The 15,243-nt window shown below is 57.1% G+C and carries 10 protein-coding genes; 4 read left to right on the top strand and 6 right to left on the bottom strand.

Features of this window, described 5'->3' with window-relative positions; all coding sequences use genetic code 11:
• Positions 1-153: 153 nt before the first annotated feature.
• The 3 genes from AB8B75_RS09295 to AB8B75_RS09285 form a co-directional block, all read right to left on the bottom strand.
• Entirely contained in the window at positions 154-1,119 is a 966-nt protein-coding gene (locus AB8B75_RS09295; RefSeq protein WP_405361961.1) for a LysR family transcriptional regulator, read from the bottom strand.
• 507 nt (positions 1,120-1,626) lie between these two features.
• Positions 1,627-2,871, bottom strand: a complete 1,245-nt coding sequence (locus tag AB8B75_RS09290) for an NAD(P)/FAD-dependent oxidoreductase (RefSeq protein WP_405361619.1) — start codon at positions 2,869-2,871, stop codon at positions 1,627-1,629.
• A gap of 111 nt (positions 2,872-2,982) precedes the next feature.
• Entirely contained in the window at positions 2,983-4,674 is a 1,692-nt protein-coding gene (locus AB8B75_RS09285) for a thiamine pyrophosphate-binding protein (protein WP_405361959.1), read from the bottom strand.
• A gap of 140 nt (positions 4,675-4,814) precedes the next feature.
• Here AB8B75_RS09285 and AB8B75_RS09280 point away from each other — a divergent pair, with 140 nt between their 5' ends.
• Positions 4,815-5,552 (top strand): aspartate/glutamate racemase family protein, encoded by a 738-nt coding sequence (locus AB8B75_RS09280; RefSeq protein WP_405361618.1) that lies wholly within the window; start codon positions 4,815-4,817, stop codon positions 5,550-5,552.
• A 7-nt stretch (positions 5,553-5,559) separates the two neighbouring features.
• On the opposite strand, the gene AB8B75_RS09275 is transcribed toward AB8B75_RS09280, so the two are convergent.
• Entirely contained in the window at positions 5,560-6,630 is a 1,071-nt protein-coding gene (locus AB8B75_RS09275) for a saccharopine dehydrogenase family protein (RefSeq protein ID WP_405361616.1), read from the bottom strand.
• A 297-nt stretch (positions 6,631-6,927) separates the two neighbouring features.
• Here AB8B75_RS09275 and AB8B75_RS09270 point away from each other — a divergent pair, with 297 nt between their 5' ends.
• The 3 genes from AB8B75_RS09270 (at position 6,928) to AB8B75_RS09260 (ending at position 14,016) form a co-directional block, all read left to right on the top strand.
• Entirely contained in the window at positions 6,928-8,928 is a 2,001-nt protein-coding gene (locus tag AB8B75_RS09270; RefSeq protein WP_405361615.1) for a peroxidase family protein, read from the top strand.
• Positions 8,929-9,717: 789 nt separating this feature from the next.
• A complete protein-coding gene (locus tag AB8B75_RS09265; protein WP_405361613.1) occupies positions 9,718-10,842 on the top strand; it encodes an efflux RND transporter periplasmic adaptor subunit in 1,125 nt (374 codons plus the stop codon).
• A gap of 9 nt (positions 10,843-10,851) precedes the next feature.
• The gene (locus AB8B75_RS09260; protein WP_405361611.1) at positions 10,852-14,016 is read left to right on the top strand and encodes an efflux RND transporter permease subunit; all 3,165 of its coding nucleotides are present in this window, start codon (positions 10,852-10,854) and stop codon (positions 14,014-14,016) included.
• 1 nt (position 14,017) lies between these two features.
• Here the strand turns inward: AB8B75_RS09260 and AB8B75_RS09255 are convergent, their stop codons facing one another.
• Together AB8B75_RS09255 and fmt are read right to left on the bottom strand one after the other, a co-directional pair.
• Complete coding sequence (locus tag AB8B75_RS09255; RefSeq protein ID WP_405361610.1) at positions 14,018-14,254, bottom strand: hypothetical protein; 237 nt, start codon at positions 14,252-14,254, stop codon at positions 14,018-14,020.
• A 13-nt stretch (positions 14,255-14,267) separates the two neighbouring features.
• On the bottom strand, positions 14,268-15,173 hold the full coding sequence (gene fmt / locus AB8B75_RS09250) for a methionyl-tRNA formyltransferase (protein WP_405361608.1): 906 nt from the start codon (positions 15,171-15,173) through the stop codon (positions 14,268-14,270).
• Positions 15,174-15,243: the final 70 nt, after the last annotated feature.

Here is a 15,243-nt window from a genome sequence, read left to right as displayed (position 1 = left end):
GTCGAAAAGTAGATGTCAAATATTCGCTTCTTCCAGAGTGGCAAAGATTTAGGAATACCTTCAGAAATGGAAAGCTGAAACTGACGCAGCCAAGAAGTTTCACTGAACCTTACGCAATCGATTTTGCTCTGTGATGGCGTCAAAGAGCCTAAATCAAACCTCCGGGAAAGAGCCCGGCAGCAATCGGAATTTTTCGCGCAGCCATGGGTGACTTTTGATAAGAGGTTCAATTGCCTTGGTCTCGATCAGGCGGCGTAACGAGGTGTCAATCAAGGATAGCACATCGCTTGAATATCCTTTGGCCATATAGAGCGTCAGATCGCGTCCAAAATCCTTGCCCGGGAATGGCAAAAGCGCAATCTGCCCATGAAAACGCCTCGCCCTCAAATAGTTGGTAGGCGTTGTGATTGTCCAACCTGCCCCGTCGGCGACCAACCCCAGAAGCGATTGATTGCTCTCAAATTCAAAACGTTGCGGCAGATCCAAGCGCATACGTTTGAGCTGTGTTTCGATGCGAGTGCCCATGATCAAACGATGACTGTAGCGCAAAAACGGCAACCCGGTGCCATCTTCTAGATAGGCTTCTGCGTCGTGCGAAGACTGCCTTGGAACGACCAAAACAAAAGGATCGCGCAACAATGGGTAGTGTGCAACTTCGGCTAACCCAAAATTCGGCTCTGTCCCGACGCCTACGTCGATTTCTCGCTTCTGAATCAAACTGATCACCTCATGGCTGGGACGTGTCAGATGTTCAAAGGTGCAATTTGGCAAAGCAGTAGCCAGATGTCGGGCCAAGTCAGGAGAAATTTCGCTATCGAAGTCTTCTACCACAGCCAAGCGCAACTGGCGCGTCTGAGAAATGTTGCCTGATAGGGCCTCTGTCGCACCCTGCTCCAGCGCAGCAAGAGCTGCCCGGACACGTGGCAAAAAAATTGCGCCTTCTGCCGTCAATACCAGCGGCCGGCGGGCGTGATCAAACAGCGCTACACCCATGGTTTTTTCAAGGCTTCTCAGATGATGCGATGCCGTGCTCGAAGACAATGACGTTTCCCGCGCTGCACGGCTCACAGATCCATGCTCCGCTGTTCTGCAGAAGACTGTCAGCGCGGTGAGGTTCATTTGCGCAATGTTCATATAAGCTCTGGTTTGCTGCCCATTGTCACAGGTTAGGATCAAACGCTCGGCTGCACCATGAGTATTGCATCGCAGAGCATTGCTCGCGTCTAGAGACGCAATGGAATCAATCCTGAGCCGCAACGCTCGCCCTTGAATTGCGTGACAAAACGAGAAGACCAGTTGAGAAGGGAGTTAATTAATTAACATTGTATTTGCTTTCTGGCGTTCCGATGTCCGCAAAGCTATACGAAAAATCTGGTTGGACCACGAATTGGATTGGACGGCCCAAGTTCTGAACAATGAAAACGGGTGCCGCTCACATCAGGAAACCACTTTCTTTATCGACCTGATCGCGCGATTTGATCGTTCTTCTCAATCGCGTAAGTCCGAACGTGATGTACGAATTCACCCGGTGGGTGACCAAAAGGTCGCAAACCCTTCTGAACAAGGCGGGACAACGGCTGAAAGCGTGAGCGAACAATCAATCAAATTCGACCATCGAGAATAGTACTACGAGGTGGCGAAACGATTTGGCGTATAGGTTTCCATGTCGATATTAGGGGCACGACCTGTCAGCATTTGCGCTACCAAACGACCCGTTTTGGGCCCGCCTGTCAGGCCAATATGGTGATGCCCGAAGGCCGTCATCACGCCCGTTTTCTGAATTTCACCAATCAACGGAAGGCTGTCGGCTGGCGCGGGTCGGTGCCCCATCCATTCCTCTTCGCGCAGATGCGTCAGGTTGGGATAGGTTTCCTTGACGTGTCGACGCAGCAAAGCAAAGGGAGCTTTTGAAGGCCCCGCGTCCAACCCGCCGAACTCCACGATGCCAGCACACCTCAAACCCGCCGCCATCGGTGTGGCAACGAATTTCCCCCGCGCGAGCATTGTGGGAGCGATCGGCCCGTTCTCAGCCCCCTCGAAAACGATATGATACCCGCGTTCGCTTTCCAGCGGCACGGTGATGCCTAGCTTTTTCATCAAGGGTTTGGACCATACACCCGTGGCTAAGACCACCGTATCACAATGCATCGGCCCGTCCTTGGTCACGACAGACGTGATACGGCCTCCTGAAAGGTCAAAATCGACCACATCGGTTTGGCGCACACGCCCGCCCATTTGCTTGAATACATCAGCCAAGGCGCTGACATACCCGCCAGGGTCACGTATGAAACCATGATCTTTGACCGTGGCCAAACAGCCAATGGCGGTCGAAAGGTTCGGCTCAGCGCGCTGCACATCCGCCGCTTCGCGCAGGTGGGGCACAAACCCCGCGTCTTGGCGTAAGGACCAGACGTAGCGTTCTGCCTCGAAAGCCGCTCGGTTGGCATAAGCAAAGTGATAGTCGCTGTCCGTCACCCAATGCTCGGTCCCGGTGCCATGGGTCAAGGCTTTGTGCTGTTCCACCGTGTCCGCCACAATCGGCGTCAAACCTTGGGCTATCCTACGGGTCTCCGCATCACTGGCATGGCCGAGGTATTTCATCAGCCAAGGGGCCAGTTTCGGAAAGTAGGACCAGCGCAGGAAGAGCGGAAAATCCGGATTGAAAAGCATGCCCGGTGCTTTGGGCACAAGACCGGGCATCGTGACCGGTACCATCGCACAGGCTGCCAAAATACCGGCGTTGCCATAGGAAGTGCCCTGACCGGGTGCGCCACGATCGACAATCGTAACATCGGCGCCAAAGCGTCTAAGCCAGATGCCGGTGGAAACGCCGACAATACCTGCCCCAACGATGATGATTTTCTGTGTCACTCGGTTACCTGATGAGCGGGATATGCGGTATGTGTCGGGCAATGAGGCCGACCGGCTTGACCAATCACGCTCGGGGCGGGTTCGTCAATCGGTTTTCGCAAGATGCGTACGCTAACCCATCCAGCGGCGCACCGGAGCATTGCTGTCTTCCAGCGGTTGGGTAATGACATCCACCAGGGTTGGGCCGTCGTGAGAAATGGCCAACCTCAGGATCGCTTCGAGATCCTGAGGCGCTTCGACTTTCCAAGATTTGACCCCGTAGGCTGCCGCAACGGCGGCTTGATCCACCCGCGTAAAATCCACGTTGTGATAGCGTGCGCCCTTGTCGTCCTTCTGGCTGGCCTTGATCCAGCCAAAGCTGCTGTTCGAAAAGACGACATATGTGATGTTGGCGCGTGCACGGCATACCGTTTCCAACTCGCCACAGGTAAACCCAAAGGATCCGTCTCCCATCATGGCCACGATCTTGGATCCCGGCCTGCCATACCAAGCGCCCAAAGCTGCCGACATCGCGTAACCCAAAGCCCCATGCGCCCGGTTGGTGATAAAATAACGCCCCGCTCGGGGCAGCTCATAGTAGGCTGAGAAATAGGGGCAGCTGGTACCGGGGTCGGACACGATCGTGGCATCCTCAGGTAACAGTCTTTGCAAAGTCGCGATCACCCGTTCTGGTTTGATCGGCGCCGCATCACTTTGAGCGAGCTTGTGAAACCGCGCAAATTTTCGGCGTTTTATTTCCTTTGCCGCCGCAGCGCCGCCAAAGCTCGCCTGCCCTTGCCCCATGCGGTCCAAAACTGCGTTGGCTTCCGCCAACGCCAGCTTCACATCCGCGACAACGCCAACCTCAGCACGGTAGTTGGCACCGATGACCATCGGGTCGCTGTCAAAATGCACAATCCTGCTGCCGGGTTTCGGCGCTTCCCAGCGCGCGGTGGTTGTAGACCCGGCGCGGCACCCCATAAAGACCACCAGATCCGCCTGCGCCATGGCTTCCCAGGTTTCATCCGTACCCCCGTTTGAACCGACCACGCCCACAGCCTGCGGATGCGTCTCAGCCAGTGATCCCTGTCCGGAGATCGACGTAACCACCGGAATATCAAGCCGGGTTGCCAGCCGGTCCAACTCATCCGTGGCACCTGCGATAACAATGCCCCCACCGCAAACGATCACCGGCGAGCTGGCCGATAAAATCGCCTCAATCGCGGCTTGCACGGCACCGGCCGCGGGTGCCGCGGGATAGGCTGGATAACTCTGGTGCGCGGGATCTGCCCAGATGTCATCGACATCCACGGGATCATACTGGATGTCATAAGGCAGGCCCAGATGCGCCGCCCCGGGCCGACCTGTCGTCATCGCGCGAAAGGCCGCGCGCATCATACGCGGCACATGCGACGCCTGTTTGATCACGGTGTTCCACTTGGTAACCGGACGCATCAGTGTTTCCTGATCCACTTCCGTCAAGGGATATTTGCCATATGTGCCCACGGAAATATCCGTGGTAATCCCTAAGACCGCGTAGGAGCTTTCGCTGGCTTCAATCAGCCCCGGCAGAATATAAGTTGCACCGCCGCCCGACGGCCCCTCGCAGACCCCAGGCCGTCCCGTGACCCGGGCATAACCATCCGCCATATATCCGGCCGATCGTTCATCGCGCGTCAACACATGTGTGATTCCGTGGTCCAACCCGCGCATCGCGTCATAGAGCGGCAGACTGGTATCGCCGCATAGACCGAACACATGGCGCACACCATGCGCATCTAGCATGCGGATCACGGCCTCGGCCCCATTCAGGCTGTTGGTCATCCCGGCCACCCCCATCATCGCAAACCGACCGCTGCAGACATAGCTGTATACAGATTTTTGCACAATCTCTCTGCCAACCAGGACTGGACTTTTCGACAGATTTGCAGTGCTTGAAAGGTAGGAGTTTGAAGAGGCATGACATGAGCGTTCAGGCAGGTGGCAAAACAATATACGGCGCAACCGTTGGCATATTGATGCTGGAAACACGCTTTCCACGTATCCCCGGCGATATCGGCAACGCGACAACCTGGCCTTTCCCGGTGCACTACCGGGTCGTCGAAGGCGCAACACCGGATCGTATCGTGCGACAGGACGCGCGGCAGATGCGCGATGCCTTTATCCATGAGGCACGAGCGCTGGTGCGCATGGGATGCGACGGGGTTGTGACCAACTGCGGGTTTCTGTCCATCATTCAAGAGGATCTCAAATCAGCCTTGGGCGTCCCTGTCGCCGCCTCCTCTTTGATGCAGATTCCGATGATTGCGCAAACATTGCCCAACGGAAAACGCGTGGGTGTCTTGACCATTTCCAAAAATAGCCTCAGCCCTGATCACCTGCGCGGCGCGGGCGCACCCCTCGACACACGCATCATGGGCACGGACAACGGGCGCGAGTTTTCCCAAGCAATCCTGTCAGACAGGCAAGAAATCGATTTTGACGCCTGTAAGCTGGACATGATGGACGCGGCCCAAGCGCTGGTGAGTGATCACGACAACATCGGCGCCATCGTGCTGGAATGCACCAATATGGTGCCCTACGCGCGCGACATCCGCATGGCGACCGGGCTGCCGGTTTATTCAATCTACACGCTGGTGAAGTGGTTCCAGTCGGCCCTGTCGCCCCACCGCTTCGCCGGCGAGCTTGATGATCCGCGCTGAACCACGCTCAAAACGCGCCGTAATCTTCATAAGACGACCCTGTGGTCGTTGCCAGAAAACCTGCAAGTGGGACATCCTCTTGCTTTAGAAAACCGCTGTTTGGCAAGCCACCGTCGCGCACCATCTCAATGATCCCCACAACCGAAGATGCGGTTGTCCAGGCGATTGCCGTACGACGTTTCCCAGCTACTTCGATCGGTTTGTAACCTCGCACAAACTCGCGGCGGGCCAACCTTTCATTGATCAACCCTTCGGCGGACACATGCACGTAAACGATGTCATCCTCAACCGGCGGCTTGGCATTCACCAGGATTTCTCCGGCTTCGCGGCGACGGTCCCGCATCAGCAACTCATGGAAAAAGAAATTCATCAGCCCAACATGACCAGGGTAGCGCATTGTTTTGTAGTCCATATTCGGCACACGCCCGAGATAGGTCTCGCACATGGTGCCCAAACCGCCCGAGGTGGTAAAGGCCTCCAACTCTGTGCCGTCGATGTAAAGCTTTTCGATCCACTCCATCGGCGAGACGGATTTGATCTGCCCGTCTTCGAGCACTTCGCAATCGTTCAGGTATTCGTTCACCACCCCTTCGGGCGACCAGTTAAACGAATAACCCATCAAGCCCGTCGGGTTTTGCGGCAGCGCGCCCACACGCATCTTGCATGCGCGGCAGTCTGAAAACTGTGCGATCAAATCTGCGCCGACGATGCCGACGAAACCCGGTGCCAGACCGCATTGCGGCGCCATCAGGCCTTTGGAATCCGATGACATGGCCATGATTGCTCTGGTTGTTGGCACATCCTCGGTTAAATCGAAATAATGAATGCCCGCCGCATGAGCAACTGTCGCCACAGACGTATTCAAATGATAGGGCAAGCAAGACAGAACGGCGTCCGGCTTCGCAAGATCCGCCTCGAAACTCGACGGGCTGGAAAGATCGCAGGTTTTAGTGATGAACGGCAAATCGGAAGGTGCCGCGCGCATGTCGATACCGGTCACGTCGAACCCGGCACCGTGCAACAACTCGCCCGCCAATGTGCCGACCTTTCCCAATCCCAGGACAACAATGTGTTTCATCACGGTTTCCTTGCTATCAGCACATATTTCTCAGCTTTCATGCAAAGCGGCTTCTGACTGGAAATTCAATCGCGAATGCCACATGTTTCTCTGCACGCACAACCACGATGGCACGTAAGGACGCACTACCGCCATAGGTTGAAATTTCTGATACCGATCAGAAAACCGCAACACAAAACCGGCAGGCGTTTCCTGAAAAAACTGACGCAACCTCACTCTATACTAGAAAATTCCCGCATTTTGTTGTCCAATAGCTCGTATTTTAATGAGTCATTTATTTGAGCCGGAGGATTTACGATGGCAAACAGCAGCACGCTGTCACGCAATACCGTTTTCATCATCACCTGTTTGATTGTCGCACTCGCGATGACCTATCGCGGCTATCTTTTCATCAGCGAACGCCCGGGAGACGGCGCCCTCAGACTGCTTGGCGTGATCCATTTTGTCGGCATCTACGGCATATTCACCATGTGGCGCGGATGGCGGCATGGGTTTTGGCTCCTCACGGGCATGAACATCGCGGCGGCAGCGCTCTTTATCTTTGTCGTAAAAGACGCGTGGCTGCGTAACACCCTCATACACTTTGTTTTTTCAGCGGCTTTCTGGTCGCACTATCCTTTCCTGAAAATCTCCCGTCCGGTGGAATTGATGCGCCGCAAGGTGCTTGGCACCATCGGGGATGCGGCGATGAGCTTGCTCAACGTGCCTTGGATCGTGAAGCTTATTGGCATGATCCCACCCCTGGATGCCTGGATCAACCGCATCGTGATCAACCGCATTGTAAATCAGGTGCGCAATAGGCCGCACCCGTTCTCTACGAAATCCTCCTACACCTCATGGTCGAGCCTGACCGACAAGACTTGGAGCGCGCGGCATCTGGGTGTATCGCCAATCGACCAAACCACCCTGCCACCCTTCGAAAAGCTGCGCCCGCTCTTTGCGCGCACACAGACGTCGCAACGCAAATGCCCAAAATCGACCTGCCTGTTTCCCTCCTTTGCGCAGTATTTGACCGATGGCTTCATCCGGACGGTCACCGACGAAAACGTGCCTGATCGTTTGAAAAAGACCACGTCAAACCACAACATCGACCTCTGCCCGCTCTATGGTCGAACCGCAGAGCAAACCGCCGCTTTGAGGGTGCAAAGCCCAAACCCGGAAGATCGTGGTAAACTGAAAAGTCAGATCGAAAACGGCGAGGAATTCGCGCCATTTCTCTATGACGGGGATCACGTCAAGCCAGAGTTCGAAGTTCTGGACCCGCCTTTGGGTGTTGAAAACCTCGATACGGCCATCACGAGCGGCAAGCCGAAAGTTGCAAAAGCCGCGCGCGAAAAACGGGGGCGCATTTTCGCTTTTGGCGGGGATCGCGCAAATTCGGTGCCGCAGACTGCGATGATCAACACCCTGCTGCTGCGCGAGCACAACAGATTGGCCCGCGAACTGGGTGAGCGAAATCCAAAATGGGACGACGACCGGGTGTTTGAAACCGCCCGCAATATCGTCGTGGTGCAGTTCATCAAAGTTGTGGTGGAGGATTACATCAACCACATTGCCCCGACCGAGTTTCGCATGAAAGCGGATCCCAAAGCCGCATGGAAAGCCAAATGGAACCGACCCAATTGGATCACCACCGAATTCAGCCTGCTTTATCGTTGGCATGCACTGATCCCGGATGAAATCACATGGGGTGATACAACACACAAGACCAACCCATCCTATTTCCTGAACAACCTGCCTTTGATCCAAACCGGATTGGCGCAATCCTTCGAGGATATGAGTGCACAGAAAGCCGGCGAATTGGGGCCGCAGAACACAACCAAATTTCTGCTGAATGTAGAAGAAGCCTCCGTTGAGCAGGGTCGGTTTTGCGAAATCCGACCCTTCACGGACTATCTGGAGTACCTAGAACGCATGCCGATTGAAAACATGTCCGGCATCAGTTCCGATCGCGATGTGGCTACCTTGTTGCAAGAAGCTTACGGCGATGTGGAGAAAGTGGACTTCTTTGTGGGTATTTTCTGCGAAGACCGTGTGAAAAACGCGCCTTTACCAAGCACAATCCTTTCCTTTGTGGCACTGGACGCTTTCTCGCAGGCACTGACCAATCCGTTGTTGTCGGAGCATGTTTTCAAACCCCCAACCGATCCCGAGGCCGATCACCCCACTTTTTCGCGCTACGGATGGGAACAAATTTCCGCCTGCAGTTCAGTTCGCGATCTGGTGCAACGCAACATCGCCAATCCAGAAAGCCTTGGTTTTGTGGGAATGACCCAAACCGGTTGGCAACGGGAATAACTGTGGATACGGGCCATTGATCCAAAAACTTTCAGCAAGGTCCGCGCACAGCTACGTACAGGACCCAAAAGGACGTTGAAGCCAGCGTCGATGAAAGCCTGGAAATGGTTTGGGTTGGCCGCGACATTGTGGCGGCGACTCTTGCCAAGTTTTCGCTTGCGGGCGGAGCTCCGGACGAAGACAAGACGTCCGGGAGTTGATCCAGCCGGCATGGCACTTCGACGCTATTAAAAATGGTGCCGCCGCTCCCTGAGCCACAGAGCGTAAACACGCAGCATCGACGCTATGTGACGCTGAAAAATCATCAACACCAATTCGCCCCGCGCGCGTAAAATTCAAATGGCTGAGTATCTGATTGTTTTTGCCCACGTCGGGCGGGTCAATATCGTCACACAGGGTGCGCTCATGGGGCGATGATTCGTGACAAAGTGCAGGCGCTCGCGGCCATCACATCCGCCCAACGCCAAATCCCATCTGGAGGCGATCGCGTGCGCGTCGCCCAACGCGTTAAAATCGGCTGCGGAGATACGCCGCCGCAGATTCGGCGGCAAACCACAGCCGACTCATTCCCATTTATCTACTGGACTTTACCGGCTAAAGTCCCTCGCCATAGAAGCTGGAAACCTTTGCGCGATGAACTTGGTCGCTACGGTCGAAAAAGAATGCGGCGTTGCGTAAAGTAACAACACAAAGACGTGTGCCTTGGCGCACTTAAGTGTTATCTGAGTCGCGTGGGCGTATGATATGAGTAGCGTTGACCCAAGCGCGCGACCTTTGAAGGCTTGTCCAATGAAAGTTTCATTCTTTCTGCATTCTGTGCGTGTTATGGCATTGTCGCTTATGATGATAATGGCTGCGGTATCCGGAGCAGAAGCACAACGTGGCCCCGCCGCGGTCGGTGTCGAAACCGTCAACTATCAAAACATTTCAGAAACCGTGCCGCTTTTTGCCGAGGTTGTGACATCCCGCGAGGGCACGGTGGCCAGTCGCATCGCGGGAACCGTTTTCAAGGTGCATGTTCTGGAGGGGGATCCAGTAACCTCAGGAGATATCCTTGCTGAACTGGACACCGAACTTTTGAACATTCTGGACCGTCAGGCAGAAGCACTGCTCGCAGAAGCCCGTGCCGGAATCGCCACGGCCAAATCCCGCGTTGACCGCTCAACCAAGGCGCTGGCGCGTGTGGAAGGGCTGCGTGGCACCACGTCTTTTTCCAGTAGCCGTTTTGACGAAGCGCAAAGCGATTTCTTCGAAGCACGGGGGCAGTTGGCCGAAGCCGAAGCACGTGTAAAAACGGCAGAAGCCAACGAAGCAGAAACGCGGTATCAGCTTGATCGTGCCCTGATCCGAGCGCCCTTTTCCGGCATCGTGCTGGACGTCAACACAAACCCCGGCGAATTTATCAGCTCCGGCGCGCCGGTTGTGTCCCTGCTCGACACGCAGTCCTTCGAAGTCGAAGCAAGCGTCCCCTCCCGCTACATCCGGGTTCTGGAACCGGGGCTGCATGTGTCTGGCGTCACCGAAGTCGGCGAAGAACTGGATCTGGCAGTGCGCGTGCTCCTGCCGGTGGAAGATGCATCAACCCGGACCCGGCCTGTGCGGTTTGCCTCCCCAGAATTGATTGACCTAAACACCGTCGCGATCGGACAATCGATCACGGTTTTCATTCCGATCAGCGCACCGCGTGACGTGTTGTCGGTTCCCAAAGATGCGCTGGTGCAGGCGCGCGGTGGCTGGACGGTCTTTGTCAATGAGGACGGCAAAGCCCAACCACGCACGGTGGAAATCGGGGTGGCACTTGGCGACCGTTTCGAGGTTCTTGGGGGTCTGAATGAGGGCGACGTTGTGGTGACACGTGGCAACGAACGGCTGCGTCCAGACCAGGAAATCGCGCCAATGGGCGCCAGCAACTAGGGGGACGTTATGGACTTCATTCGGTTTTCAATTGACCGACCCGTGGCCGTTCTGGCAGCGGTGATCATGGCCGTGCTCTTTGGGATCATTGCCGTCACTCGCATTCCCATTCAGTTGGCACCCGACGTGCGCAAACCCATCGTTGTGATCACGACAGAATGGCCGGGTGCCGCCCCCTCGGAGATTGAACGCGAGATCGTCAACCCTCAAGAAGAGGCGCTGCGCGGCCTTGAGGGGCTCGACATCATGACATCCAGCTCGCAATCGGGTGAGGCGGAGATCACACTCGAGTTCGGAATTGGCACCGATATGGGGCAATCTCTTCTCTTGGTCTCGAACCGGCTCGACCGTGTGGGTGACTACCCGGACGAGGCGGGCGAGCCTTCGCTGAACACCTCCGGTGGCGATGACAGCCCAATCGCCTGGGTCTTGCTGACGGCGCAGGAGGGCAATACGCGGGACATGCCTACCTATGGCGATTTTGTCGAAGACATCATTAAGGACCGCGTCGAGCGGGTGGAAGGCGTCTCCGCCGTGAACATCTTTGGCGGCGTCACGCGCGAACTGCAGGTGGTCGTCGACCCCCGGCAACTGGCCCGTTTCGGACTGACGGTGCCAGATGTAGTGCTGACCTTGCGCAATGAAAACATCTCCCTTTCTGCGGGCGATGTGGAAGAGGGCAAACGCCGCTATGTGGTGCGCGCCGAAGGCAACCTCAATACCGTTGCCGCCATCCAGGAGGTCGTGCTGCGTTCTGAACTCAGCACCGGGGGATCAGGCCGCGTCCGTGTCGGCGATGTGGCCAATGTAAGCTTTGAGTTCCGCGATCCCACGGCGCGCTTGCGCTTTCGGGGCGAGCCTGGTCTGGCGTTCAACATTGTGCGCGAACCCGGAGCCAATGTCATTGAGACAATGGAAGCCGTTCAGGACGTTTTGACCGAGCTGCGCGAAGGCCCGATCGCGGACGCAGGCCTTCACATGCGGCAGGTCTATGATGAAACCGTCTACATCAACGGCGCCATTCGACTGGTGACGCAAAACATCTGGATCGGTGGCGGGTTGGCCGCGCTGATCCTGTTGATGTTCCTGCGCAGTCCACGCGCGACGCTGGTGGTCTCGCTGGCCATTCCCGTCAGCATCGTGGCCACCTTCGTCGCCATGGCCGCGACCGGGCGGACGCTGAATGTCATCTCACTGGCTGGGATCGCCTTTGCGGTGGGTATGATCGTAGACGCTGCCATCGTGGTTTTGGAGAACATTTACCGATTGCGCGAACAGGGTAAAACCCGACGCGAGGCCGCCTATCATGGGGCGCAGCAGGTCTGGGGCGCGATTCTCGTTTCAGCGCTGACAACGGTTCTGGTTTTTGTGCCGATCCTGATTATGCAGCTTGAAGCGGGGCAGCTTTTCCGCGACATCGCCGTGGCGATTTCGGTCTCCGTGCTCTTGTCGCTGGTGGTCGCCGTGACCGTCATTCCAGCGCTGGCCAGCCGCCTGCTCAAACAGGGTGAACATACCAAGGTCTTCATCCCCGGCCTCGACCATCTGGCACGCGGCTTCCACGGGTTGGTCATGCGATACGTGCGCCTGACTGTGCGATTTCGGGCCGTCGGACTGGTCATGGTTGCGGCCATTGCTGGTGGTGCGGGCATTGCAGCGATCGCTTTTCTGCCGCGCCTGGAATACTTGCCCGAAGGCAACCGAAACCTGGTTTTCGGCCTGATCATCCCGCCCCCCGGCTACAATCTCGACACCACCCAGACCATCGCGCAGCGCATTGAAGAAGTGGCGCGCCCACTGTGGGAAGCCGCCCCAGAGCCGGAAATGGAAGACGGCACGCCAACCATCGAAAACTTCTTCTTTGTGGCGCGACCCGGCGCCAGTTTCGTTGGTGCAGCTGCAGTGGATGGCTCCCGAGCCGGTGAATTGATCCCCGTCCTTTCTGGCCCGATCTTCGCCGAGCCCGGCACGTTCGGTTTCATGACCCAGCCGTCGCTCTTTGGGCGCGGTGTCGGGGGCGGACGCACCATTGAACTCAATATCTCCGGTCAGAACCTCGATGACATCCTTTCCGTCGCAGGTCAGGCCGCAGGCACCATTGCGGGGCTTCTGCCACGCTCCGAAGGTCACCAGTTCCGGCCCATTCCGGGGCTGGAGCTGGGCGCGCCAGAGGTTCGGCTGGTTCCGAACCGGCTGAGGCTGGCCGACGCGGGCCTTACCGCATCCGACCTCGCCCTCACGGTGGACGCTTTCAATGACGGTCTGCGGGTGGCTGAAATCACAGTCGGTGCAGAACGGCTGAACCTGGTTCTCAAAGGCGACCCCGGCCTGCAGACCGCCCAACGCACGCAAGACATTGGCAACTATCCGGTGGTGACGCCCTCGGGCCAGATCGTGCCCGTGACGGCCCTTTCAGATGTGGTTGTCACAGCGGGCCCCACGGAAATTCGCCACCGTGACCGGTTGCGTACCGTCACGCTCGAAGTGCGGCCCTCCGATGCCCTACCGCTTGAGGCGGCGGTCGAACTTTTGCAAACCGAAGTGGTCTCCGTGCTCGAAGAACGGGGCCTGCCCAATGGCATCCGCGTTACCGTGTCAGGCACGGCGGACCAGCTCAGCCAAACCTGGGACGCGATCCAGATCAACCTCGCTGTGGCGCTGGTGATCGTCTTTTTGGTGATGGCCATCCTTTTTGAAAGTTTCGTGCTGCCACTGGTCATTCTGATCTCGGTGCCTGTGGCGGCAGCGGGCGGTGTGGGCGGGCTGGCATTGCTGAATGTCTTTGAGGCGCAACCTCTGGATATGCTGACCCTCCTGGGTTTCATCATTCTGGTGGGCATCGTCGTCAACAACGCGATCCTGATCGTGCACCAAACGCTTTTTCACCTGCGAGACGAAGGCATGACACCGGCGGCCGCCATCGAGGAGGCCACCAGTAACAGGATCCGTCCGATTTTCATGTCCACGCTCACCTCCGTTTTCGGCATGTTGCCACTGGTCATATTTGATGGCGAAGGCGCCGAACTTTATCGTGGATTGGGCGCGGTCGTGGTTGGCGGGCTTTCGATGTCAGCCTTCCTGACACTGCTGACCGTGCCACCGCTGCTGCGCCTGTGCGTTCGTGCCCCCAAGCCTGATGAGGATGCGGCCTTGTCCCGCACGCCAGCGCAATAGGCTACTTGCGCCAGTGAAACGGCACGATAATCAGCGCCCCGATGGACGCCGCAATCGCGTTGACCCCCGGACTGGCAAAGCCGAACCCGAACATCAGCCGGATAAAATAGAAAAGGAACGCGCCGCCGATGCATATGATCATGCTTGGCAGGATGCCGTTATGGGTAAACCCGGTCCTTTCGCAGGCGTATCCCACGATACCCGCAATCACCACCGTTCCAAACAACGTCAGAAACATATGTCATCCCCTTTCAAAGCTGCACACCCTCTTTGAGAGGCCATCCGCGCAAAAACTCCGCCGCATCCTGCACGCCCTTGCCTGCGCGCTGCAGGTGCAAAAGCTCTACCGCACCGTCACTGCAGACCACCCGCAGCGGGTCCAGCAACACGGTGCCCGGCGCACCTGAGCCTTGCGCGGTTTTGGAGGCCAGAAACTTGATGCGTGTCTCGCCATCGAGTGTCCATGCCCCCGGAAAAGGTGACAGACCGCGGATTTGCCGGTCCACTTCCGTGGCGGTTTTGGTCCAGTCGACACGGGCTTCGGATTTGTCGATTTTATGCGCGTAGGTCACGCCCATCGCCGATTGCGGATGCGCGGTTTTTGCATCCAGATCGGATAGGGTTTCGATCAGGAGAGACGCCCCCATCTCACTCAGCCGATCATGTAATGTCGCGGTCGTTTCCGCAGACCCGATCTCCGTTTCACGCCGCGCCAAAACCGGCCCGGTGTCCAGACCTGCTTCCATCTGCATGATGCAGACACCCGTTTTGGCATCGCCCGCCATGATCGCGCGATGAATGGGCGCAGCACCGCGCCAACGGGGCAACAAACTGGCATGGATGTTGAGGCAACCCAGCCTTGGTGCGTCCAGCACCGCTTGCGGCAGGATCAACCCATAGGCAACCACCACGGCAACCTCTGCATCCAACTGGCGAAAAGCATCGCGCGTCGCGTGATCCTTGAAGGAGACAGGCGTGCGCACCATCAAGCTCAAATCCGTCGCATGGGCATGCACTGGACTTGGCCTCTCTTTCTTGCCGCGTCCCGCAGGGCGCGGGGGCTGGCTGTAGACGCATGCAATCTCATGCCCGGCATCGACCAACGACTTCAGAACGGGAACCGAAAACGCCGGGGTCCCCATAAATGTCACACGCATTTCATTGTCTCCCACAACCGGTGGCTTGAAGCCTGCTTTGTGGCGTACCACCGGCGCCCGGATATCCGAA

The organism is Roseobacter sp. (assembly GCF_045106495.1).
GTDB lineage: Bacteria > Pseudomonadota > Alphaproteobacteria > Rhodobacterales > Rhodobacteraceae > Roseobacter.
This window is presented reverse-complemented; position numbering and strand designations above follow the sequence as displayed.